Origin of the sequence: Massilia pseudoviolaceinigra (assembly GCF_030846505.1) — a bacterium.
Classification (GTDB): Bacteria; Pseudomonadota; Gammaproteobacteria; order Burkholderiales; family Burkholderiaceae_D; genus Telluria_A; species Telluria_A violaceinigra.
Genome location: NZ_JAVCWL010000012.1, coordinates 20,122 through 42,179 on the forward strand (window position 1 = coordinate 20,122; position 22,058 = coordinate 42,179).

Annotated in this window: 20 protein-coding genes; 7 read left to right on the top strand and 13 right to left on the bottom strand. The window is 64.6% G+C overall.

Translation table 11 applies throughout. From position 1 onward, the window contains the following. Nucleotides 1–3: 3 nt before the first annotated feature. From RBA40_RS13395 to RBA40_RS13405, 3 genes are all read left to right on the top strand, one after another. On the top strand, nt 4–390 hold the full coding sequence (locus tag RBA40_RS13395; protein WP_306648348.1) for a VOC family protein: 387 nt from the start codon (nt 4–6) through the stop codon (nt 388–390). A 97-nt stretch (nt 391–487) separates the two neighbouring features. Further along, nucleotides 488–910: a hypothetical protein gene (locus RBA40_RS13400; RefSeq protein ID WP_306648349.1), complete on the top strand. Its 423-nt coding sequence runs from the start codon at nt 488–490 to the stop codon at nt 908–910. 37 nt (nt 911–947) lie between these two features. Next, nucleotides 948–1,622, top strand: a complete 675-nt coding sequence (locus RBA40_RS13405) for an alpha/beta fold hydrolase (protein ID WP_306648350.1) — start codon at nt 948–950, stop codon at nt 1,620–1,622. On the opposite strand, the gene RBA40_RS13410 is transcribed toward RBA40_RS13405, so the two are convergent. From RBA40_RS13410 to RBA40_RS13445, 8 genes are all read right to left on the bottom strand, one after another. Beyond that, a complete protein-coding gene (locus RBA40_RS13410) occupies nt 1,579–2,145 on the bottom strand; it encodes a chalcone isomerase family protein (protein ID WP_306648351.1) in 567 nt (188 codons plus the stop codon). The two genes, RBA40_RS13405 and RBA40_RS13410, sit on opposite strands and share 44 nt — an antisense overlap. A 2-nt stretch (nt 2,146–2,147) precedes the next feature. Beyond that, entirely contained in the window at nt 2,148–3,332 is a 1,185-nt protein-coding gene (locus RBA40_RS13415; RefSeq protein ID WP_306648352.1) for an alpha/beta hydrolase family protein, read from the bottom strand. Further along, nucleotides 3,319–4,542, bottom strand: a complete 1,224-nt coding sequence (locus tag RBA40_RS13420; RefSeq protein WP_306648353.1) for an adenine nucleotide alpha hydrolase family protein — start codon at nt 4,540–4,542, stop codon at nt 3,319–3,321. Before RBA40_RS13420 ends, RBA40_RS13415 begins: the two co-directional genes overlap by 14 nt. A 41-nt stretch (nt 4,543–4,583) precedes the next feature. Then, on the bottom strand, nt 4,584–5,798 hold the full coding sequence (locus RBA40_RS13425) for a hypothetical protein (RefSeq protein WP_306648355.1): 1,215 nt from the start codon (nt 5,796–5,798) through the stop codon (nt 4,584–4,586). A 61-nt stretch (nt 5,799–5,859) separates the two neighbouring features. Further along, entirely contained in the window at nt 5,860–7,578 is a 1,719-nt protein-coding gene (locus RBA40_RS13430; protein ID WP_306648356.1) for an alpha/beta fold hydrolase, read from the bottom strand. 143 nt (nt 7,579–7,721) lie between these two features. Then, entirely contained in the window at nt 7,722–8,885 is a 1,164-nt protein-coding gene (locus tag RBA40_RS13435; protein ID WP_306648452.1) for an ABC transporter permease, read from the bottom strand. Continuing rightward, the gene (locus RBA40_RS13440; protein WP_099873761.1) at nt 8,885–9,808 is read right to left on the bottom strand and encodes an ABC transporter ATP-binding protein; all 924 of its coding nucleotides are present in this window, start codon (nt 9,806–9,808) and stop codon (nt 8,885–8,887) included. The genes RBA40_RS13435 and RBA40_RS13440 overlap by 1 nt, the downstream gene beginning before the upstream one ends. Further along, entirely contained in the window at nt 9,805–10,767 is a 963-nt protein-coding gene (locus RBA40_RS13445) for an HlyD family secretion protein (protein WP_306648357.1), read from the bottom strand. The genes RBA40_RS13440 and RBA40_RS13445 overlap by 4 nt, the downstream gene beginning before the upstream one ends. Before the next feature lie 270 nt (nt 10,768–11,037). On the opposite strand from RBA40_RS13445, the gene RBA40_RS13450 reads away from it, so the two are divergent. Then, the gene (locus RBA40_RS13450; RefSeq protein ID WP_306648358.1) at nt 11,038–11,631 is read left to right on the top strand and encodes a L,D-transpeptidase family protein; all 594 of its coding nucleotides are present in this window, start codon (nt 11,038–11,040) and stop codon (nt 11,629–11,631) included. Here RBA40_RS13450 and RBA40_RS13455 read toward each other — a convergent pair. Further along, nucleotides 11,628–12,518, bottom strand: coding sequence for a LysR family transcriptional regulator (locus tag RBA40_RS13455; RefSeq protein WP_306648359.1), 891 nt, complete (start codon nt 12,516–12,518; stop codon nt 11,628–11,630). The genes RBA40_RS13450 and RBA40_RS13455 overlap by 4 nt on opposite strands. A 108-nt stretch (nt 12,519–12,626) precedes the next feature. Between RBA40_RS13455 and RBA40_RS13460 the strand changes: the two genes are divergently transcribed. From RBA40_RS13460 to RBA40_RS13470, 3 genes are all read left to right on the top strand, one after another. Next, the gene (locus RBA40_RS13460; RefSeq protein WP_306648360.1) at nt 12,627–13,475 is read left to right on the top strand and encodes a pirin family protein; all 849 of its coding nucleotides are present in this window, start codon (nt 12,627–12,629) and stop codon (nt 13,473–13,475) included. Nucleotides 13,476–13,524: 49 nt separating this feature from the next. After that, entirely contained in the window at nt 13,525–13,947 is a 423-nt protein-coding gene (locus tag RBA40_RS13465) for a DoxX family protein (RefSeq protein WP_306648361.1), read from the top strand. Nucleotides 13,948–14,058: 111 nt separating this feature from the next. Further along, nucleotides 14,059–14,643, top strand: a complete 585-nt coding sequence (locus RBA40_RS13470; protein ID WP_306648362.1) for a hypothetical protein — start codon at nt 14,059–14,061, stop codon at nt 14,641–14,643. Here RBA40_RS13470 and RBA40_RS13475 read toward each other — a convergent pair. The 4 genes from RBA40_RS13475 to RBA40_RS13490 are packed head-to-tail and all read right to left on the bottom strand — an operon-like array spanning nt 14,617 to nt 22,050. Then, a complete protein-coding gene (locus RBA40_RS13475) occupies nt 14,617–17,709 on the bottom strand; it encodes an efflux RND transporter permease subunit (protein ID WP_306648363.1) in 3,093 nt (1,030 codons plus the stop codon). The two genes, RBA40_RS13470 and RBA40_RS13475, sit on opposite strands and share 27 nt — an antisense overlap. Further along, complete coding sequence (locus RBA40_RS13480) at nt 17,706–18,791, bottom strand: efflux RND transporter periplasmic adaptor subunit (protein ID WP_306648364.1); 1,086 nt, start codon at nt 18,789–18,791, stop codon at nt 17,706–17,708. The genes RBA40_RS13475 and RBA40_RS13480 overlap by 4 nt, the downstream gene beginning before the upstream one ends. Next, nucleotides 18,788–19,978 carry an MFS transporter gene (locus RBA40_RS13485; RefSeq protein WP_306648365.1) on the bottom strand — a complete coding sequence of 397 codons (1,191 nt, stop codon included), beginning with the start codon at nt 19,976–19,978 and terminating at the stop codon, nt 18,788–18,790. The genes RBA40_RS13480 and RBA40_RS13485 overlap by 4 nt, the downstream gene beginning before the upstream one ends. After that, nucleotides 19,975–22,050, bottom strand: coding sequence for an ATP-grasp domain-containing protein (locus RBA40_RS13490; RefSeq protein WP_306648366.1), 2,076 nt, complete (start codon nt 22,048–22,050; stop codon nt 19,975–19,977). Before RBA40_RS13490 ends, RBA40_RS13485 begins: the two co-directional genes overlap by 4 nt. Between the last annotated feature and the right edge of the window lie 8 nt (nt 22,051–22,058).

Genomic DNA, 22,058 nt, shown 5'->3' on the forward strand with positions numbered 1-22,058 from the left:
GACATGAAGCGTGTTACCGGTATTGGTGGTGTGTTCTTCAAATCTGCGGACCCGAAGCGGCTGGCCGAGTGGTATCGGGTTCATCTCGGCTTCGAGCTCGAGGAGTGGGGCGGCGTCGCTTTCCGATGGTCCGGCCCGGATAATCCGGCAGGCATCGGCACTACGGTGTGGAGTGCCTTCAAGGAAGACACGAATCACTTCGCTCCGAGTCCGTCCGCCTTCATGATCAACTATCGGGTGGCCGACCTGCATGCCCTGTTGGCCGCGCTGCGCGCCGAAGGATGCCAGGTAGAGGACAAGGTCGATGAATCGGAGTTGGGCAAGTTCGGATGGGTTATGGACCCGGACGGCAACAAACTCGAGCTGTGGCAGCCACCGGAAGGCAGATGAGTACAATACCGGGATGGGACGACATCACCTCGTGTCAGGTCGACACGACATCCATCAAATTTCATCAACGCAATTTCGAGCGCACCGCGACCCGCCCATGACCGTATTTCGCTTTCGCCTCCTTTTGTCCCTGTACATCATCCTGTGTATTGCGCAACCTGCTGTCGGCTGGCATTTCTCTCACCTCATCCCGCCTGCGATGCAGGCGGCGTGGGAAGCGGAGCCGCATAGCTCGGACGTAGCCAATTTTCCGCTTTCCCTCTCGATACTCCTTCCTCTTGCCATCGGTTCGTTTGCAGGCGTGATCGGCATGTTCACGTTCAAGTCGTGGGCCCGGAGCTTCTCGCTGTACTTCACCGTCGCTATCATCATCGTCCTGCCTTTTTCGGGGCCGTGGCTCTTCTCGTGGCTCGATTACATACTGGTGGAAATAACTGCCATGGTGTGGGGCGCCGTCATGGCGCTGGCGTATTACTCGCCCGTGAGCAGTCAGTTTTCCCGTCCACAGCCTGGGCAATAGACGGTCGGTCCACCCTGATCTATTTGTGTCACACAGCATGTCCACACCAGAAAAACTGATTTTCCTTCCCGGCGCCGGCGGCAATCCGGCTTTCTGGCAGCCGGCGTCGGATTTGCTGGCGCATCCGGCAGCGCGCTGCCTGCTGGGCTGGCCCGGCTTTGGCGTGGTGCCGGCCGATCCCGGGATCGAAGGAATGGATGGGCTGGTCGCGCTGGTGCTCGATCAGATCGACCGTCCCTGCGCCCTGATCGCCCAGTCGATGGGCGGCGTCGTCGCGGTCCTGGCGGCACTGAAGCGGCCGGATCTGGTTACCCATCTGGTGCTGGCCGTCACGTCCGGCGGTGTCGACATGGCCGACCTGCGCGCCGAGGATTGGCGCGGCGCCTTCCTTGCGGCCAACCCGACTGTGCCGCGCTGGCTGATTGATTATCGGAGCGACCTCAGCGACGCCATCAAAACCCTGCGCGTGCCCACCTTGCTGGTGTGGGGCGACGCCGATACGATCAGTCCGGTGGCGGTCGGCGCCCGCCTGCACGGCATGTTTGCTGAAAGCACTCTGCACGTTGTCGCCGGCGGCGGCCACGATCTGGCCAATCGGCTTGCCGCCACCATCGCGCCCCTGGTCGACGCGCATCTGGTATCGGCCAACAACGGTGCGCCTGGCGTGGTCAATCGGGAATGCCCAGCAAGCGCTGCTTCAACGCGGGGTTGACAGGCTCCGATCCCAGCCACACCCGCAGTAACTGGGCGGGAAACGCGGCATCCTCGATACAGCCGCGCACCACGCCATTGACGGTGAAGCGCACACCGCCGGCACGCCAGTCAAAACGCAGCACGTCGCCACGGACGAGCGGCGTGCCGCTGCCCAGCATGGCATCGATGGCGGCAATATGCGGCTGCGCCTGGCGAAATTCGTCGGCGCTGGTGTTGGCGCGCAGGCCTGCGCGCAGCCGCTCGGCAATCAGCGCGCCGCTCAGGCCAAAAAACCGGATGCGCATGACCAGCGACTTGTCGCCAGCGGACGCCAGAATGGATGCGGCGTCCGTCTGCTTGGCAGGCAGATACAGTTCGGCCGCATACAGGTCGACGAACGCCTTGCTGCTCACGCCCGCGCCATTGATCACCAGCGGCGGCGCTGGCCCGTCCAGGCCAGCGCATCCCGGCACCTGCGTTTGCGCCTGGACCGTGCCGCACAGCGTCCAGGCCAGGCATCCCAACGCTACACGCATCCGCATGCTCAAGCACCCGCCGCTTCGACTTCGCGTGCGGCCAGCGCTTCGTCGAAGAACGCCGCCGTGTCGGCGCGCACTTGCGCCGCCTGGCCGGTGCAGCAGTGGTCGCCCGTGGGATGGACCAGCAGGGAATGACGCACGTCCGGATGCAGTTCATCGAGCCGGTCGAGCAGCCACTGTTTGTCGCTCGTCTTGACCAGCGGGTCCTTGTCGCCATGGACGATGCGTACCGGGCAGCCCACTTCCCTGAGCAGGTCGATGCTGTCGATGGCGAACGCCGTATTGTTCTCCACGTGCTGGCTGGCCACGGGGCCCAGCACCTGGAACGATTTACTCTTCAGGAAAAAGGGAATCTTCATGAAGGTGCTCGCGTTGATTGGCCCGCCCAGATCGAGCACACCCTTGATGCGCTTGTCGCTGGCGGCCAGCTTGATTGCCCAGGTGCCGCCCCAACTGATGCCGATCACGCCCACCCGCTGGCTGTCGCAGTCATGCTGCGCGCACAGCACGTCGATGGCTGCGCTGGTGAAGTCGTTGAAGTCTTCGGGCCACACGATCTCGTCGCAGAACAGGGCCTCGCCCTGGCCGGGACCGTCGAAGCAGAACACGGCGTAGCCCCGTTCCTGCAGCGCGTTTTCGGTCGTCAGGTGCTCTTCCTTGGTGTCGTCCATGCCGTGGATGATCACCACCAGCGGAAACGGTCCGCTGCCCGTCTTGGGCAGATGCAGGTTGCCCCAGCAGGTCGCGCCCTTCCACGGCACGCCAACGCGCCGGTAGGACGCGCCGTGGGCCTGCTGTTCGGCGGCGATGTAATAACCGCGCGAGAGGCGGTAGCAATAGCGCTTCTGATCGGTCAGCCCCAGGCAGCCCCACTGGCCCATGTGGCACAGGTAGGACAGGCGCCGCAGGGCGGTGATCTGCTCGCCCTGGGTACCGCTGGCCATGATGGCCTGCAGCTTGGCCTGCTCTTCGCCGATGATCTTGATGACCGCGTCAGGCCAGTCGTTGATGGTGTTGATACTGCCCAGGAATTTGTTGATGGTCTCTTCGCCGATCAGCGAGGCGCGCCAGCGGTTCCAGAACGGCAGCATGATGTTCTTGACGCCGACAATGGCCGACAAGCCCCGCACGGCCTTGCTCGCGACCCTGTCCATCAGCGAGTAGTATTCGCTGTTCTCAATGTTCGCCATGGTTTTTCACCTTCTTGATGTTAAATTCGCTCATTTCCGATTCGCTCAGGCCGATCAGCGTGGCGCCCAGGTAGACCGCGTCGTCATCGAGGGCCGGCTCCAGTGTCGCCACCGCGGGCGGCGCGCCGTTGTCCATGCGCCGTTCGTGCGCCTCGATGACCTGGTACAGGTCGAAGCCGAAGCGGGTGCGCATGACCTTGCGGCCCAGTTCATTCATCATGCAGTTGGTGCTGCAGGCGCCCGTATTCTTCGGCATCTCCCAGCCCGCTTCCTCCAGCATCCGGATCTGGTCGTCGAACTCCGGCTTCTTGACGAATTCATAGAAAGGGATGAGCACCGTGTCGCAGGCGCCGTTGGCGAGGATTGCGGCCGCTTCGGGGTGGGTCTGCTGCGCATGGTTCCTGAACGGCGTGACGAACTTGCGCACCAGCGCGTCCAGACGCGGCAAGCCCTGTCCGGCCAGCGCCGGTTTGCCGTTCAGGTCAAGCCGGTTCTGCCCTTCCTGGGTGCCGATGAAGCACAGCGGGATATGATGGGTTTCGCAAAAGCGCGTCGAGGCGGCGGCAATGGCGGCAAAACACGGCATGCACGCCGAACCATAGGTCATCACCGCGCGCGTGAGCTCCACGTTCGCCGACGACTTTCCGACCTCGAAGCCGGTCCTGAACAGGGTGTCCATCGATGTGCGCTGCGGACGTTCGATTACCAAGGTGACGCCCAGCTTGTCGCACAGACGCTGGGCATTGGCGATCGCCGTGGCCGACTGGTAGCCCTGGTCCAGCATCCACGCGCACACCCGCAGCCCCCTTTCGGCCAGCTTGATGAGCATGTACGACGAATCCTTGCCGCCGCTATAGAGCACCAGCGCGTCGTAGTCCGACCCGGTGCGCCGGTGCGGCAGGCTCTCGACCAGGGCCGCCAGCACCTGCACCTTGGACGGGATCGCCACCTTGGCCAGGCTGACCATGCGGGCCAGCGCGCGCTTGCCGTCGCTGCCCGTTTTATAGATGTTGAGCAGCATGTCGAGCACCCAGGTGTTATCGGCGCTGTCGCGGTAGGTGCCGGTGGCGGCCGTGGCCGGGTCGGCGCAATAGGAACACAGCTGCGCATGCTGCGCCAGCGCTTGCGGCGCGCCGACGGTGAAACGGTCATATTCGTGCGGCATGCCGCACTGGCTGCAGAATTGCTCGCTACGGTGGATTGACGTCATGGGGGTGTCCGCATCAATGGGTGAAGGGGCGGGCCGTCATCTCAGGCGGAAAAGTGCTTGCGGATTTCGTCGATGGGCAGCTTGTGGTTGCCGCACTGGAGAGCGGGCACCTTCAGGCCGCACTTGCCGAACGCCTCGTCGTAGGCCAGCAGGTTGTCGATGCAGGGCTCGCCGATGGTGGGCGGCAGGTCCGGCGCCACCACGCGCAGCAGGCCTTCGGCCATGCACGACCATGAGGTGCTCGATTCGCCTGTCTCGTCCTGGTCGGCGAAGTCGAAGCTGAACCTGGAGCGGTAGCCGATGCTGCTGCAATCGATCAGGCCCGCTTCGCACGGCGCGATATCCTGGCGCGCACGCACGCGCTCCCAGGCCGACTGGCGCGACCAGCAGTACGGCTGGCTGTCGTCGATCAGCACGGTGCCCGGCGCCACCCGGTCGATGTCGATGATGTTGGCGGTGCTGACGGCGCTGATCACGAAGCGCGACCGGTAGGTCGCGCTATCGATCGACAACGCGCCCGCCGACGAGGTGAATTCCACCTCGACGCCAATGCCGCTGGCGGCCTGCAGCTGTTCGGCATAACGCCTGACATGGTCGGCGCGGCTCGGCGTATCGACCAGCACGATGCGCCCGGGCCGCCGGCGCTGGCGCGCAAGCAGTTGGGTGAACGAGCCGCCGATGCTGCCAACCCCGATGACGGCCATGGTGGCGCTGGCGTGCTCGATGCGCAGGTCGTCCAGCGCGCGCAGATAGGTGCGCAGCACGGAGACGGCCGTCATCGAATGGCCGGTGGTAATCTGCAGACCCAGTTCATTGGCCTTGCCCAGCAGCCGGCGCCCGTACAGCGACAGCGCGCCGGTCAGCCCGCCCAGGCAAATCATCTTGGCGCCCGCCCTTGCCGCGATCTCCAGCGCCGTCTCTTCGAGCACCTTGCGGCAGTGCGCGCGGGTGCGCGGATTGATCATTTCGTCGGCATACATGGGCAGGAACAGGATGCCCGCGTTCAGGGCCGGCGTCTTGATGATTTCGCCGAACACCGGCATCAGCAGGCGCGTGAGGGCGCGCCGGTCCTGCGTGGTCAGGTGTTCGCTCCACGGCAGCAGGCGCGGCAGATCGGTTTCGTCGCGCGGGTGGGTCAGCAGCACCACCTGAAGCTCCTCCTTGCTGTTGCTGGTTTTTTGATAGCTGACCCAGTCGTCCATCGACGAGGCGCCAATCAGGCACATGTTTTCGCGTTCCAGTTCCATCAGTTCCACAGTATTCTCCGGTCAGGCTTGACTTCAGGGCTCCCGCGGCGGGCGAGCGTGTTTTCGTGCTTTATTGCTGCCGCACCGGCAGTACCAGCGTCGATTCCAGGGCCCGGTCAAATACAAGCCTCATGCTGAAACGTTCGCCCGGGCGCACGGCCGGCGCGTACAGGGGATCGGCCGTATCGATCACGATGCCCAGGTGGTGTCCGGCCGGGATGTCGTACGCGGCTGCCGACAGCTCGATCGGATAGCGCACGGTCTGGCCCGGCACGGCCGCATGTACGCTGCGCGAACCGTAGGTAATCAGCCTGGCGATGCCGATCGCATCGACGTCGTACAGATACGCCACCAGCTGCGCGCGCGCCTGCGATGGCGCCACCTGCACCGTCAGGCGCGGGACGCCGCGAATCTTCAGCGGCGTGGCCAAAGCGGCACCTTCGTAGCGCACGCCGGTGCTCAGGCCGACGCTCTGCATCATCGTGACGACGGCGATATCGTTGGCGGCGCGGATGCTGGCCAACAGCGGCAGCGGGCCCGTGGTGGCGGTGGTATCGGAAAAGTTATGGATGGTGTCGGTCGCACTGCTGCTGTTGCGCACGGCCGATAGGGTGCCCTTGTCGCCCTTGCGGCAGAAGCAGGAAAAATCGAAGCGCAGCGCGCCGCGCGGCGTCAGGTGCCACGTCTGCTCCGCCACTTCCGGCGCCGGCCAGGTGCCGAAGGACTCGCGCACGTTGGCCGGACGCACCTGCATCGACACTTGCGGCTCGGTGTCGACACCGTTGCGCACGCCCTTGAGAAAACGGTCGAACCAGCGGCGCGCTTCGTCGTACGGGTAGTTGTCTTCACCCAGCAGCGCGCCCGGAAATTCGGTCAAGGCATGGATGCCCTTATTGAGCAGCAGCTTTTTCGGTCCTGTCAGGGCGCTGAACATGGCCATGCTGGAATTGGCCGTGAACATATCGTCCTGGAGGTTCTTGCTGATGAAGACCGGCGCATTGCGCTGGTTGATCTGGGCGATGAACTGCGACGGCGAGCGCGGTGCGGCCCACGCGGTTACGTCGGCGATCTGCGCGCTGGTGCTGTCCGGATCATTCAGTATCCGCACCTGCCGGTCGACCAGGGGATCGCGCCGGCCGGTGGCCGCGCCCAGCAGATTGAGCACGTTCGACCAGGTGTAGTTGGCGCTGCCGTCGAGGTACATCTGGTCCATCAATTGGCCCCAGCCTGAAAACGCGACCGCCGTCTTGAAGCGCGCATCCTGCGCCAGCGCCATCATCGACAGCCCGGCGCCGTATGAAATGCCGCTCACGCCGACGTTCTGCATGTCGACGGGAGTATTGGCCTGCAGCCAGTCGAGCACACTGGAGACGTCGCGCACGTCGGCCGGCGCGGCCACGCCAGCCAGTCCTTCCGAGTTGTAGAAGCCGCGCGCGGTGTAGCTGAGCACGATGTAGCCGCCCTTGGCCAGGCGCTGTGCCTGCCCCATGTATTCGTACTGGCCGGGCGTGGCCCAGCTGCCCACCATGACGATGCCGGGCGATGCGGCGCCGCCTTCCGCCCCCTTGGGCAGGAACAGGCTGGCCATCAGCCTGGTGCCATCATGGCTGGCGATGGCGATTTCCGGGACCCAGCAGGTGCCGTCGACTGGCGAAATGATCGACGGCGAACTGAAAGGGGACACATACCCGGCGATTTCACTAGCGGCCGCGGGGCGGCACAGGCTCGCGTGAGCGGCCGGGGTACAGATGGCCATGGCCACCAGGGACAGCGATATGTAGCGCGACATACGGGACTCCTGACATGGTCGAAAAATACCGGCGCTGGCGCCGGCGCCGGCGTTGATGTCGGCGTGCCCTCACAACCGGCACGTCGATTTGCTGCCACACCGGCCAGGAATACCCTGTCCCGCCGCACCTGGTCACGAGCGATTCAGTCCAGGGTTTTATGAAACAGCATCAGGCCCACTGCCATGACCACGGCGATGAACGCCAGCAGGGGCCAGATGTTGGGCCACAGCTCGATCCAGCCGTTGCCCTTCAAAAGAATGCCGCGCGCGAGCCGCACGAAATGGGTCAGCGGCAGCGCTTCGCCCAGCGACTGGGCCCAGCGCGGCATGCCGCGAAACGGAAAGGCGAATCCCGACAGCAGAATCGAGGGCAGGAAAAAGAAGAACGTCATCTGCATCGCCTGCAGCTGGTTGCGGGCCAGCGAAGAAAACGTGATGCCCAGCGTCAGATTGGCGCCGATGAAAATCATGATCACCACGTACAGCTGCAGCACGCTGCCCACGAACGGCACGTGGAACACGAAGCGGGCGGCGGCGATCGTCAGCGTTGCCTGGATCAGGCCAATCATGATGTAGGGCGTGATTTTTCCCGTCATGATTTCCAGCGGCAGCGTGGGCGTGGCCAGCAGGTTTTCCATGGTGCCGCGCTCGCGTTCGCGCGTCATGGCCAGGCTGGTCATCAGCACCATGGTCATGGTCAGGATCACGCCCATCAGGCCGGGCACGATGTTGTACTGGGTGATGCCCTCTTCGTTGTAGAGGCGGTGCACGCGCACCTCGAACGGCGCGGCGCCGCCGTTCAGTTTGGACAGGGCACCACGCAGGTCCTTCTGCAGCACGTTGTGCGACAGCTGGGTGATGGCCGCCAGCGCATTGCTGGTCGACGCCGGATCGGTGGCGTCGGCCTGGATCAGCAGGGCCGGGCGCTCGCCGCGCATCAGCTTGCGGCTGAAATCGGGCGGAATGCTGACCACGAACTGCACCTTGCCGGCGGCCAGGGCGGCATCGGCCTGCGCCTCGCCGGCGATATTGCGGTCGATGCTGAAGTAGCGCGTCTTTTCCATGCCGGCGACGAAGCTGCGGCTAAATTCCGACTGGTTCAGGTCGACAACGGCCGTGGGCAGGTTCCTGGGGTCGACATTGATGGCGAAGCCGAACAGCAGCAGCTGCACGATCGGGATGCCGATGATCATGCCGAAGGTCAGGCGGTCGCGCCGCAGCTGGATGAATTCCTTGAGCACGATGCCGTACCAGCGCAGCAGGGAAAAGCGCACCGGCAAGGCGGGCGGCGGGATCATGGTCTCCATCATGCGAAATTGTCCTCGGCCCGCTTCATCAGGTAGATAAAGGTATCTTCCAGCCCCGTGGCGATCTGCTCGTAGCGGAACGCCATGCGGCCATGCAGCTCGGCCAGGGTGTGCGCGAGCGTGTCGCCCTGCTCGCCGATCACGTGCAGGCTGTTGCCGAAAATGATGATCTGGTGGACGCCGGGGCTGCCCCGCAGCGCCTGGGCCACGCCCGCCATCGCGCCGCCATGGAGCACCCAGGTGCTCAGGTCCTGGCTGGCGATGACTTCGTCGACGGTGCCCTGCACCAGCAGCTTTCCGTAAGAGAGGTAGGCCAGCTTGTGGCAGCGCTCGGCCTCGTCCATGTAGTGGGTGCTGACCAGCACCGACACGCCCTGCGCGGCCAGCAGATGGATCTCTTCCCAGAAGTCGCGCCGGGCCTGCGGATCGACGCCCGCGGTGGGCTCGTCGAGCAGCAGCAGTTCGGGCTGGTGCAGCATGCAGGCGGCCAGCGCCACGCGCTGCTTCCAGCCGCCCGACAGGGCGCCGGCCAGCTGGTGGCTGCGCGAACCGAGGTTGAGCTGCTCCAGGGTGCGCTCGACGACGGCGCGGCGCTTGGGCATGCCGTAGATGCGCGCAATGAAATCGAGGTTTTCGCGGATGGTCAGGTCTTCCCACAGCGAGAAGCGCTGGGTCATGTAGCCGATGCGGCGCTTGACCTGCGCACTGTCGCGGATGACATCGAACCCCAGGCAGGTCCCGCTGCCCGAATCGGGCGTCAGCAGGCCGCACATCATGCGGATCGACGTGGTCTTGCCGCTGCCGTTGGGACCGAGGAAGCCAAAAATCTCGCCGGCATGCACCTGCATGCTCAGGTCCTTGACCACGTGCTTGTCGCCAAAGTGCTTGTTCAGCTGGCGCACGTCGATAACGCAGCGGTTCATCGTGGCATTCCGATGCGAATGGGTTGGCCCGGATGCAGGGCAAAGCCGTCGCGCGCATTGACGGGCAGCGCTTCGACCAGAAACACCAGCTTGGCCTGGGAATCCTTGCTGTAGATGACGGGCGGCGTGTATTCGGCCTGCGGCGAGATATAGTTGATGCGCGCGTCGACCTCCCGGGCGCAGCCATCGCACTGCACCTTGACCGTCTGCCCGACCTTGAGCGAGGCCAGTGCCGCGGCGCTGGCGAAGAACCGCACCTTGATGGCGCCGGGCGGCAGAATCGTGATCACCTGGTTGCCGCTGGCGATCCAGTCGCCTTCCGAATACAGGGTGTCGAATACCAGTCCGGCGCGGGTGGCCACGCCGCTCTTCTGGCGCAGCTGCCAGTCGGACTGGCGCAGCTGCGCCTTGGCGACGGCGATTTCAGCTTTCTGGATGCGCAGCTGGTCGACACGTCCGCCCAGCTGGGAGGCCGTGAGCTGATGTTCCAGCTCGGCGATGCGGGCACGGTCGCGCAGGTTGTTGGCCTGCGCCGTTTCTTCCTGCACCCTGGAGACGAAGCCCTTGGCGACCAGCTCGCGGCTGGTATCGAGCTGGGTGGCGGAGATCTTTTCCATCGCCACCGACTGGGCCAGCTGCGAACGGGTGACGTCGAGTTCCTCCGACCGCTTGCCCTTCATCAGGTCGTCCAGGTGGGCCTGGGCCGATTGCAGACGCTCCGCGGCCATCTTGCGGGCCGACGCCTCGTTTTCATCTTCGAGCGAAAACAGGGGCGTGCCTGCTTCGATGTGCTGGCCGCGCCGCACATGCAGCTTGACCAGGGCACCGGCGAACGGGGCCACCACCCGTACGAACTCACCCTCCACGTAACCGGTGAGCTGCGCCGGTGCGGTCTCGGAACAGGAACTGAGCGCCATGCACATCAGCAGCGCGCTCGACAGGCGGCGAAGATTCATCATGGGAAGCGGAAAAATAGTAGGGTAAGGTCGATCACGGTGCAGCTCCCGGTGGGGCAGGATCACTGACTTCCTGCAAGGCATAAAATTGAGTCTATGCAATGGAGGTGGGCACCACATTGATTATGGGCAATGTGAGCAACTGATGAGCAGGTCGATGGGATGTCGCCCCGCGTGGGCAGACGGCAGGCAGCTTGCGTCGCGCCGCAAGTCATCGCCATCATCGAAGTGGCAGGGCCCGCGCCGGTTACCACGTAGTATTTTTGCCACGCCATGCTTGAACCAGTGCAAAATAGCCAGTTCGACAACGGCCTCTCGAACGCGTCGCAGTGCGACCGGTTCACCCTCATGCGCAACTACTTCTTTTTAGCCAGTTTCTTTTTCCTTCTGCTCAGCAGTCTGCCGGTGTGGGCCGCGCAGATCACCGTATTCAAAGCCAAACGCATCCTGGAGTACAAGGCCGACGGTATGACCCGCACCTTCAAGATCGGGCTTGGCGCCTCCCCAACCGGACGCAAGCTGCGCCAGGGCGACCGCAAGACGCCCGAGGGAAGTTACGTCATCACGCATAAGAATCCGCAGAGCCAGTTCTACCTGTCGCTCGGCATCAGTTATCCCAATCTCGATGACGCCGCACTGGGCCGCAAAGCCGGCGTGATTTCAAGCGCCCAGTACGCGGCGATCGCGGCGGCGATCCGGCAGGGCCGCACGCCATCCCAGCACACCCCGATGGGGGGCGATGTTTTCATCCACGGCAAAGGCGCCGGCAGCGACTGGACCTGGGGCTGCATCGCCCTCGACGACAAGCAGATGCGCGTGCTGTACGACCTCGTGCGCCCCGGCGACAAGATCAGCATTCATCCTTAGCCCTGTTTCAGCTTGTCGATGAACCAGCGGCCGGCGCGGCCCGGCGGATTATCCGCCAGGTGGATCGCATGCATTGAAAAGCCCGCGCCGGCTGTTGCGAACATTTCCAGCTGAATCGGCACCAGCGCGCCGCTGCGGATGTCGTCTTCCACCATGTGCAGCGGCATGTGCCCCCATCCCAGTCCGGCCCGCAGGAACGCATGCTTCGCGCCCAAGTCCGCCAGGCGCCAGACACGCGTGGACACCACTCCGAAATTACGCCCCGCGGTGAGCGATGAGCGGTCCGTCAGCACCAGCTGGATATGCTCGGCCGCGGCGGCGCGCGGCACCATGCCTTGCAGCGCCGCCAGCGGATGCGTCGGCGCGACGACCGTCACCGCCGCCACGCTCAACAAAAACTCGGACGCGCAGCCGGCTGGAATCTCCGGCAGCGAGCCGATCACCGCGACTCTGCAATTGCCGTCCAACAAGGGCTGCAGCACCGCGCCCAGCGCTTCCACGTACAGGCGCAAGGGCGTCGAGGGAAACGCCTCGTGAAAGGCTTGCACCGCCGCAGTCAGATTGGCAATCGGATACATCACATCCACCGCGACGGCCAGCTCGGGTTCGAGTCCCTCCGCCAGGCTGCGCGCCTTGGCCTTGAATTCATCCATGCTGTGCGCGGCCGTGCGCGCCAGCTCCAGCATCGCCCGGCCAGCCTCGGTCAGCTGGGGATAGCGGCCGGTGCGCTCGAACAGCGCAAACCCTACCTGCAACTCCAGATTGGCCAAAGTCGTGCTCACCACCGACTGCGCACGGCGCAGCTTGCGGCCGGCGGCCGAAAAACTCCCTTCGTCGGCGGCGGCGATAAAGGTCCGTAGCTGGTCCATCGACATCCCGTCAAGCATGTATCTACTCCTTGGATACTATCGATCTAATTATATAGGCTTCTCCGATGCTTTGAGCAAGCCTAAGATTCACTCATGCACTAACAACCGACAAGAAGGGAGTACGTCATGAACATGAATCAAGCGCAACTCAAGCAAACCGCGGCAGCCCAGCGTCAACTGGCGGTGCGATCCGCAGGCCACACCCGCGGCGGCATCAACCGCCTGGTCAGCCCCGGCGACATCGGCCAACTGATCAAACCGTTCGTCTTCCTCGACCTGTTTCAGCTCGGTGCCAACGGCAGCAACATGGGCATGCACCCGCATTCGGGCATCGCCACCGTCACCGTGGTGCTCGAAGGCGCCATCGAATACAAGGAAACGACCGGCCATCAAGGCACCTTGCCGGCCGGCGGCGTGGAGTGGATGAGCGCCGGCGGCGGTGTATGGCACGACGGCGGCGCGCTGCCCGGCCAGCGCGTCGAAGGCTTCCAGCTCTGGCTGGCCTTGCCGGAAGAAGATGAAAACGGTCCGGCGCAAAGCCAGTACCTGGCGCCGGACGACGTGCAGAGCCATGGCCCGGCCCGCGTCATCATCGGCAATTATGGCAACGCGAGCAGCGCGATTCGTCCGCGCGCGTCGATCAACTATCTGCACGTGACGCTGGCCGACGGCGAACAATGGACGTACACGCCACCTGCCGGGCATGACGTTGCCTGGGTGTCCGTGGCCAGCGGCGCGCTGCAGACGGCGCACACCGTCATTGGCCGCGAAGTGGCGGTCTTTGAAGAAGGCGAGGGCGCAATCGATGTCGTCGCCCAGGGTGCAACCGAATTCGTACTCGGCTCCGCCCCCAAGCATCCGCACGATCTGGTAACGGGTTACTACTCGGTGCACACCAGCGCAGCGGCGCTGGCCAAGGGCGAAAAGGAAATCGAGCGCATCGGCGCCCAGCTGCGCGCGGCAAAGCTGATGTAAGCACTGTAACTGACCAACATATTCATCATCTGAATTGAAAGGGAATACCATGAACACCACGACTCAACACACTTCCGTTATCCCCGTCATCGGCCGCGTGCTGCTGGCAGCGATCTTTATCTTCAGCGGGATCGGGAAAATCCTGGCGCCGGCAGCCACCATCGGCTACATCGAGGCCATGGGCCTGCCACTGGCCTCGGTCGGTTTGGTGGTCGCCATCGCCGTTGAACTGGTGGGCGGCCTGATGCTCGCCCTCGGAGTCAAAACACGGCTGGCGGCATTCGGGCTGGCGCTGTTCTCCATCGTGACCGGCCTGGTGTTCCACCATGCGATCGGCGACCAGAACCAGCTGATTCACCTGCTGAAAAACCTGGCCATGGCTGGTGGCCTGTTGCAAGTGGCGGCCTTTGGCGCCGGTGCGTATGGCCTGGAGTCGAAAGCTGCTGGCACGACTGATCGCCAGCTTGCCTGATCGCTGTTCTGGCCGAAAGGAGCGTCGAGGCCGACGCTCCGTTAAAATCCTGTAGGGCCAGGCTCAGCCGGGCTGTAGTGGCCATCCAAGCTTACAGAAACGGAGCACCTCATGCTGCTGGAAGACACCGATACGCACTGCCCGGTTCACGGCGATCCGCTGAATGATGGGGTTGTCATGATTTCGTATGGATTGTTCCGCTATAGCGAGGCGTTCACCAAGGCTCACCGGCACCTGTTTCCCAAATCAAAATTTATGGTGCAGGGTGGGTGCGGGGTAAAAGATGAAATCATTTACCGCATGCACTACTGCAATGCATGCCGCAGAGCTCATCTCTTGTGGGCGGTGGAAAATAAATCAGATGCGGGCTTGCCGCACTTGGCGGACGAGTTCGAGCGAGTTCTTCGTCTGCGCTTTGGCATGGAAACCTCCGTCACCAACGTACCGCCGGCTGTGCACGACTTAATGCACGCGCATAAACTGGTGGACGCACTAAAACTCCTTCAGCGCGCCAATCCGGGTGTGGAGATCCCCGAGTTACGCGCACACATGCGTTACCTCAGTCGCGGCGCGGAACTTGAGCAGGCGATCCTGGCGATGCGTAAGGGCGGCCCGCAATTGGTTTATGAGCAACTGGCGGAACTGACTGTGCGCAACGGCAAAGATGCGCTACAAGAGCGCTTTGTCGGCGACTGACCGATGGCGTCCGGCGCGAATCGGTTCATCCCGCAGATGCTTCTTCTTGCGCTCGAACCGGCCCAGCGCCAGATACATCACCGGTGTCACATACAGCGTCATGAGCTGCGAAAACACCAGTCCCCCGACCACCGCAAGTCCCAGCGGCTGGCGCAGCTCGGCTCCCGCACCCCATCCCAGCGCAATCGGCAGGGCGCCCATCAGCGCCGCAATCGTCGTCATCATGATCGGCCGAAAGCGCAGCAGGCAGGCTTGCCGCACCGCCAGTTCCGGCGCCATGCCCTCCTCGCGCTGCAGGTGAAGCGCAAAGTCGATGATCATGATCGCGTTCTTCTTCACGATCCCGATCAGCAGCAAAATACCGACCACCGCGATCATGGTCAACTCCATCCCGAACAGCCATAAGGTCAGCAGCGCGCCCACCGCCGCCGATGGCAACCCGGCCAGAATGGTCAGCGGATGAATATAGCTTTCGTACAGCACCCCGAGCAACATGTAGATCACCCCGAGCGCGGCCACGATCAGCCACACCTGGCTCGATTGCGCCTCCTGGAACACCGCCGCGTCGCCGCCATAACGCGCCACGATCGACGCCGGCAGCAACATGTCCCGCCCCATGGCATCGATGGCGCCTGTCGCCGCGCCCAGCGGCACGCCCGGCGCCAGGTTGAACGACAGCGTGATCGCCTGCAGCTGCCCCTGGTGGTTGACCGACAGCGGTCCGAGCGTGCGCTCCACCGTCGCAAAGCTTGATACGTTCACCAGTTCACCTGCCATGCTGCGCACGGACACATGGCCCAGCGCATCCTCGAACTGGCGCTCGGCCTGCGCCGATTCCAGGATCACCGAATAGGTGGCGGCCATGCCGTAAATGGTCGCCACCTGGCGCTCGCCGAAGGCCGAATACAGCGCGCTGCGCAGATCGGCGACCCGCACGCCCAGCACCGCCGCCTTGTCGCGATCAATCTTCAAGGTCGCCTGCAAGCCGCGGTTGCGCGCATCGCTGGTGACGTCGCTAAAGCGCGGGTCGGCCCGCATCCGCTCCAGGAACCGGGCTGCCCATTCATCGGGACCGCCGGCGCCCACGCTTTGCAAGGTGTACTGGTAGCGGCTCTTGCTTGGCCGTCCGCCGACCTGGAAATTCTGCACCGGCTTCAGATACACAGCCACGCCGGCAATGCCGCTGGTGGCCCGTTTCAGGCTTTTAATCACATCGGCCATCCCCGCGCGCTGTTCGCGTGGTTTGAGCAGCAGGAACATGCTGCCGCTGTTGTCGCCGCTGACCGACGAGGTCACATCGCGTACATTCGGATCGGCCTTGATCGCCGCCGCCACTTTCACTTGCAGTGCCAGCATGGCGGAGGACGAAATATCTTCCGATGCTTCGGTCGATACGCGGATCTGGCCCAGGTCCTCTTCCGGCAAAAGTCCCTTTGGAATGGCCACATACAGCCCCACCGTCAGCATCAGGATGGCCAGCGCCGCCAGCAGCACCACGGAGCGGTGCGCGAGCGCGCGGTCCAGCGACCTGGCATACGCCCGTTCAAGACGTCCGAAAGGGGTGCCGGTGGCTGCGACATGACGTTCATTTTCGCGCAGCAGGCGGCTCGACAGCATCGGCACCAGCGTCAGCGACACCAGCGCCGACACCAGCACCGCCAGCGACACCACCACCGCAAACTCGTGGAACAGCAATCCCATCACGCCGGGCATGAAGAAGATCGGCATGAATACCGCCGCCAGCGAGATCGAAATCGACACGATGGTCAGGCTCACTTCGCGCGCGCCGACGATGGCCGCGTCAACCGGCGTTTTGCCCGCCTCGATATGGCGCACGATATTTTCCAGCACGACGATCGCATCGTCCACCACCAGCCCCACGGCCAGGGTGATCCCCAGCAGAGAGACATTATTCAGGCTGTAGCCGAGCCAGTGCATCAGCAGCAGCGCGCCAAGCAGCGAAATCGGAATTGTCAGCGCCGGAATCAGCGTGGCCGCGGCACGGCGCAGGAACAAGAAGATCACCAGGATCACCAGCACGACGGTCAGCCCGAGCGTGATGTTCACGTCAGTTATCGCCTCGCGCACCGATACCGAACGGTCGTTGACCATATTGATCGCCACCGACTGCGGCAGCTGCGCGCGCATGCGTTCGAGCGTCCGCTTGGCCGAGTCGACCACGGCCAGCGTATTCGCATCCGGCTGGCGGTACAGCAGCAGCACGATCGAACGCTCGCCGTTAAAGCTGCTGGCCGAACGCACCGACTGGTAGCTGTCTTCCACATCGGCCACGTCTTCCAGCCGCACCGGCTGGCCTGCGCGCATGGCCACGATCAGCCCCGCGTAGTCGGCCGCCTTGAGCAGTTGCGCGTTGCCCTGGATGACCATCGTCTGCGCCGGCCCGTCCAGCACACCGAGCGGCGAATTGGCGTTGGCGGCTTGCAGCGCGGCCGATAGTTCATCCATCGACAGGTCGCGCGCCTTCATGCGGCCCGGATGGGCGCGCACCCGCACGGCGAAGCGCTTCTGGCCCAGCACCGCCAACTGCGCCACGCCTGGAAGACCCGACAGGGCGGGCGCGATCAAATTCTCCGCATAGTCGTTCAGCTCCGACAAGTCCATCGACGGCGACGTCATCTCCATCGACAGCACAGCCGCTTCCGCCGGATTGACCTTGCGGTACGACGGCAGTTCGCTCATCTCGCGCGGCAGTGCGCGTTGCGCCCGCAGCAGCGCCGCCTGCACGTCCACCGCGGCGGCATTGATGTCGATGTCCGGCCCGAACTCCAGCGTCAGCGACGTCGCGCCCAGAGTGCTGGTGGAGGTCAGCAAGGTGACGCCGGCAATCGCCGAAAACTCCTTCTCCAGCGGCAGCGCCACCGAAGACGCCATCGTCTCCGGGCTGGCGCCCGGCAGGTTGGCCTGCACGTTGATGACCGGCGTGTTGTAGCTCGGTAGCGCGGATACGGGAATGAAGCGGTATGCCAGCAGCCCGGCGATCACCAGGCTGACCGACAGCAGCACCACCATCACAGGGCGCTCGATGCAATATGCGGATAGGTTCATCCCTGGCCCGCCTTGATGCGCGCACCCGGCTTCAGATTCTGCTTGCCCTCGGTAACGATGGTTTCGCCGCCCGCCAGGCCCGTGACGGCCGCACTCGACCCGAAGGCATGCAGGCGCTTCACCGGCACCTGTTTTACCGTCTGGTCCGGCCCCACCACGTACACGAAACTGCCGGTGGGGTTGGTAATCATCGCCGCCTGCGGAATCACGACCGCGCCGTGCAGGGTGCGCACGGCGACGCGCGCGTCCACGTACTGCCCCGGCCACATGCCCGCGTCGCCATTCTCAAAAACGGCCTTGACCCGGATCGTCCCTGCCGCCGGGTCGACGCTGTTGTCGATGAAGCTCAGCTTTCCTGTGCGCTTGTTGGCTTGCACCGCCACCGCGCCGCGCTGCTGCGCCGCCAGCAGTTCGCCCACAGTCGATTCCGGCAGCGTGAACGCGACCGCAATCGGATCGAGCCGTGTGACGGTGGCAAGCAGGGTGCTGACCTGCACCAGGCTACCCGGATACACCGTGATCGCGCCGACCCGGCCCGCCATCGGCGCGCGAATCGTGTTGTAGCTGGCGCCCACCTGCACCGCACGCAGCGCTGCCTGGTCGGCCCGCAGCAGCGCACGCTGCGCATCGACCTCGCTGCGCAGCGTATCGACCGCGGTGATGGCGATGAACTGCTTGTCCAGCAGTTCCACGCTGCGCCGGTAGCGCCGCTCCAGGCCGGCCAGCGCCGCCTCGTCGCGCATCACTTGCGCCTGCGCGCGCTCCACGCCGGCGCGCTCCGCGCGACCATCCAGCGAAAACAGCAGCTGGCCTTCCTTGACGAACTGGCCTTCGCGAATGTGCACTTGCCTCACCGTGCTGGTGGTTTGAGCGTGTACGTCCACCACGCTGGTCGGGGTCACCGTGCCGTTCGCCCGGAGTACCACTGGCACGTCGCGCACCACCGGCACCACAGTGTTGACCACAATGGAGGGCGGGGAGGGCGGTGCCGCTTGCGCGCGCGCGGGTGTGCTCCAGTAGCGCGCCGCACTGGCCACGACGATTGCGCCGCATAGCATGGCAATCGCATGCTGCTTGTTCATGTGGCCTCCCGCGCGCGTGGCGCCAAACGAAACAGGCCGAACGCGCTCAGGAGCCCGACCGCGCAAAATATCATCCATGGCAGTTGCGGCCATTGCCGCGCGCCCGAAAATTCGACCAGCCAGCCGCCGGCCACATTCCCGATCGCACCGCCGAGTGCCAGGCTGAGCGAACTGAAACCGAGAAAGGTCCCCAGCGCCTGCGGATTGGCCATGCTGGCGATCAGGTTCTGCATCGTCGGGCGCACCAGGATGGCGCCGACCGAAAACGCCGCCACGCACACCAGAAAGGCCGCAAAGGTATGCGCCAGCGCGATGGCGCCGGCGCCGAGCGCGATGATCGTCACGCCGAGCACGAGAATCTGCTGCGTCGACAGCCAGCGCTCCGCCACCCGCAGCAGGTGGTACTGCAGCAGCACCGTCAGGCCGGCGCTGAGCGCGAACATGATGCCCACGCTATCCTGGTTGCCGCTCAGGCGTTCGGCCAGCAGCGGGAAGCTGATATTGATCTGCACCGCCACGAACCAGTACCCCATCATCAGGCCGGTGAACAGCAAGAAGGGCCGGTCGCGCGTGACCAGGCCGAGACGGTGCGTCATGGCCCGCGGCGCCTCCTGGATTTCCAGCGGCGGCAGCATCCGCAGGGCGATGCCGCAGTTGAGCGCAAAGCAGGCCGCAGCCGCCAGGCACACCATCTGGAAGTCCACATGCAGCAGCGCCACGCCGACCAGCGGGCCGATGGTGCTGGCAATGCCGCTGACCCAGTTACTCAGCGCGTAGTAGCGCGGCCGCGTCTCTTCCGTGGTCAGTGCCGCAATCGCCGCCTGGTAGGGCGCCTCGAACAGCGCGCCGCCCAGTGCAGACACCACCATCGCCACGCACAGTAAAAAGGCATTGTCGGCGAACGCCAGGCTGGCAAAACCGGCGGCGCGGAGCAGCACCCCGAGGCAGATCATCGGCCGCACGCCGAAGCGATCGGCCAGCATGCCGCCCACCAGCGCGAGGCCCTGCTGCGTCATCTGGCGCAGCGCCAGCGCACCTCCGACCACGGCCGCGGCCATGCCCGCATTGCTCACAAAGTGCACGCTCACCAGCGGCATCAGCATGGCAAAGCCGACCACCATCAGGAAGGTGTACACCAGCAGCGCATTGAGCCCGCGCTTGCGAACCTGGTCGGACAGAACGGTCATGGCGCGCGGTACAGGTAGACGGATGTCGGATCGGCGCTGAACTGCGAGAACGGGAACGGTTCGGCGCATACCGCGGCCACGCCGTCGCCCAGGAAGCGCGGGATGATGCCGCTGCCGGTCTGCGCGTACACGATCAGCGGAATGCCGCGCCGCCGCGCCGCCATCAGGATCTCGTCGAACGACCCGTTCGACAGGGTCATGCCGGTGGCGATGATCATGTCGGCCTGCTCCAGGATCGGCAGCATGTCGCGCGCCACTTCCAGCCCGTTCTGCGTGCGCTCCATGTTGAAGTCGCACGGCAGGCAAATGCCGCCATGCTGCACGATGGCGTCGACCAGCGGATTGACCACGCCGATCAGGCCCACGCGCTGGCCCGGCTTGATCGACACCAGCGCGGCAATCGCATTGTCGCGCGCCACGGCCCGCACCGGCGGTGCGCCGGCCGGCAGCAGCATCGCTTGCGCCAGCGCCGAATCGCGCGGCGGCCGCACCGCATTCAGGTACGCGTCGAGCGCGGCGATGCGCACCGGCAGGCGCGGATCGACCAGCAGGTCGGCCACGCTGCTGCCCGCCAGCGCCGGCGCAATCGTCGGATCGAGCGCATCGCGTTCGATGCAGCAGGCGCCAAAGGCCGCGCCCACGCGCAGCACCAGATAGTAGTTGCGATAGGTCTGCTGGGTGCCCGGAAAGCGCGTGCTCTGCGAAATCCACGACGCGCCGACCACGTGCATCGTCGCCGGCGCCGGTCCGTACAGGCCGCACTGCACGTCTTCGATCAGGCCCGCCACGTTCCATGGCGCGGCTGGCTCCTTCACATCGCCGGCAAAACTCATCTCAACCCGGGAGAGTGCCTTCTCGGCATATTTGCGCGCATCCAGGCCGTCCGGATCGACGGCGACAACGTGGCCGAGGTAGCAGGCGTTGTCGATGGGCGCGGCCAGTTCCTTGCCGGCCGCATTGGCGATCAGTGCGCGTGCAACGTGTGGCGCGCTGGCCACGCTGTCGATGCCGGTCATGGCGCTGACCCGGCCCACGCCTGCCGGGACCAGGAACTTGATGGCGGCGCTCTGCACGCCGGTCTCCTTGCGCGTGAGGTCCGGCTGCCGGCCGAGGGCCAGGTCGATCTGGGCGGACAAAAATTCAATGCCCGTAACCCGCTCGATCAGCTCCGCAATGTAGTTCCCGCCCGGGCGCGGATTGATTTCGACGATGCGTGGTCCCTTGCGCGTGATCTTCACTTCGGTGTGGCTGATGCCGTGGTCGAATCCGACCGCTTGCAGCGCCGCCGTCACCAGCTCGCACACCGCTTCGCTCACGTCGCCATCGAGCTTCGCCGGGAACATGTGTCCGTCTTCGATAAAGTAAGGGAAGCCGGTCAGGCTCTTGTCGGTAATGCCGATGATGGTTGTCTGGCCGCCGAAGGTGCACGCTTCCACGCTCACTTCCTCGCCCTTCATGTACTCTTCCAGCAGCCAGAGCGGCTCGCGCGCCTGCTCGCGGAAGTTGGTCGGGAATGCTTCCAGCGCCGTAAAGGCGACGTGCAGCTCCGCTTCATCCTTGACCAGCTTGACGAACGCGCTCGATGCCAGGTCCGACGGCTTGAGGATCAGCGGATAGCCGATCTCGCTGGCCGCCTCGCGCGCAGCGTCCCACGACGTCACCGCACTGAAAGCGGGATTGGGCAGCCCGGCCTTTTCCAGCGCTTCGCGCACCAGGTGCTTGCGGCGCACCATGGCCACGTTGCTGCAGAACGCTTGCGGAAGTTCCAGTGCCTGCGCCACCTTGGCCACGGTGTCGATGTAGTAGTCGCAGATGGTCACCACGCCGTCGAACTTGAGTACGCGGTGCTGTGCGCGCAGGAAGCCGATCAGCGCCGGCACGTCGTTCGTTTCGGTCGTGAGCACATTGGCGGCGTGCGCCAGCACCGGGTGGATCGGGGCGTCCTGGCCGTCCAGGTAGTGGCCGCGGCTGCGTGTCACGAAGGTGTAGGTGTGACCGGCGCCGGTGATGGTGGCGGGGAAGATGCGGCCGGTGCCGCCGACCCAGCTTTCGATCATTAACAGGTGTGCCATGGTGTGAT